2 protein-coding genes and 1 pseudogene are annotated in these 1,123 nt (G+C 54.0%); all 3 read right to left on the reverse strand.

From position 1 onward, the window contains the following. Window positions 1–212: 212 nt before the first annotated feature. Window positions 213–695, reverse strand: coding sequence for a hypothetical protein (locus ACE4YL_RS14820; RefSeq protein ID WP_461369772.1), 483 nt, complete (start codon window positions 693–695; stop codon window positions 213–215). 20 nt (window positions 696–715) lie between these two features. After that, window positions 716–886, reverse strand: coding sequence for a hypothetical protein (locus tag ACE4YL_RS14825; protein WP_461369773.1), 171 nt, complete (start codon window positions 884–886; stop codon window positions 716–718). A gap of 11 nt (window positions 887–897) precedes the next feature. Beyond that, window positions 898–1,123, reverse strand: a pseudogene (locus ACE4YL_RS14830) (DNA cytosine methyltransferase); the annotation flags it as partial.

A 1,123-nucleotide genomic window follows, 5' to 3' on the forward strand; every position in this document is an offset into this window, starting at 1 on the left:
GTTATTTCTATCACAATTCTGCCGCCTTTTTCCTTGTTCTCATAATGCCATAAAATCCCCTCCACCACACGAAGCGCCTCTGCAGCGCCCGTTACCCTGGTAGGCTTATTATGTGTCTCCATGCTTCTCTCTCCCCTTCACATAAACCCCTCAAACAACATTTTCGTCCTCCCGCACTTGCTGCACGTGGCATTAGGCTCGTTTGCCAAGCCTCACCCCTCGCTATATCGAATCATGTCGTCCGCCCTACCCCTCGGCAGGGACCTCAGTAGGTTTATGCCGCCCCGCGCCATCGCCAGAGTCATAGCATAGGCCTCCAAGCACCTGAAAAGCCTCCTGGCCTGTGGTCCGGATAGCATGTCAGGCAATTCCATCGCCTCAAGAACCTCGGGGCTTGTCCAGTCCATGGAATCCGCGTCAATCGGCTTACCCAGTGGAATGCCGTTCAAGATCCACTCTCTGGCCTGCGCTATCTGCTTCTGGGTATATCCTAGCTCCTGCAAGTATGCCGCGGTAGCCATCTGCGCCGGGGAATCATTCGGATAATGCGCCTGAGTCCCGCGCGATCTTCCCAACGATTCAATTACCGGGCTAGGTATTAGCCCTCGTTTTGTCCACGTCCTAGCACTCGCAGGCTTTAGCGCAAGGTCAGGATATACCTCTTTCGCCTTCTCAATAACTTCTTCCATAGTCATGCTGTCTCTCCCCCAAACAGCTATATTATGTATCGGCGTTCGCGGTCTGCGCCTTCGGCATCATCTGCCTCTTCCTGATCTTCCCATCTCCCGCACTTGTTGCAGCGGGTGCATATCTCGCCGTAAGCTCCACCCTCGTTCTCGCAGTCCTCCGTGACTGAATAGGTGATATGCAGTATCCTGTTCATCATGCGCTCGCCTCCTAGCCAAACAATGCTTGCTGCTCGTGCCTCTTCTTCCCCTGTGGCTTTGACGGCATGGCTACCCCCGCGCCGGATGTAGCAATTAAAGACTTCTTCAGCGCATCAAGCGTCCCAAAGCCCCCGTCAGCCAGCACTCTACACAGCGCATCTATTACCGGGATCCCTTCAGGGGTCACCATGTTCAACATACCCGGTACATTTTCCATCATGAATGTCTTTGGCATA

Origin of the sequence: Candidatus Darwinibacter acetoxidans (assembly GCF_041936445.1) — a bacterium.
Classification (GTDB): Bacteria; Bacillota; Limnochordia; order Darwinibacteriales; family Darwinibacteriaceae; genus DTU010.

Bases quoted from the DNA above. Each gene is read 5' to 3' on its own strand.
- ACE4YL_RS14825 (WP_461369773.1), bottom strand. From the start codon at position 886: ATGATGAACAGGATACTGCATATCACCTATTCAGTCACGGAGGACTGC.
- ACE4YL_RS14820 (WP_461369772.1), bottom strand. From the start codon at position 695: ATGACTATGGAAGAAGTTATTGAGAAGGCGAAAGAGGTATATCCTGAC.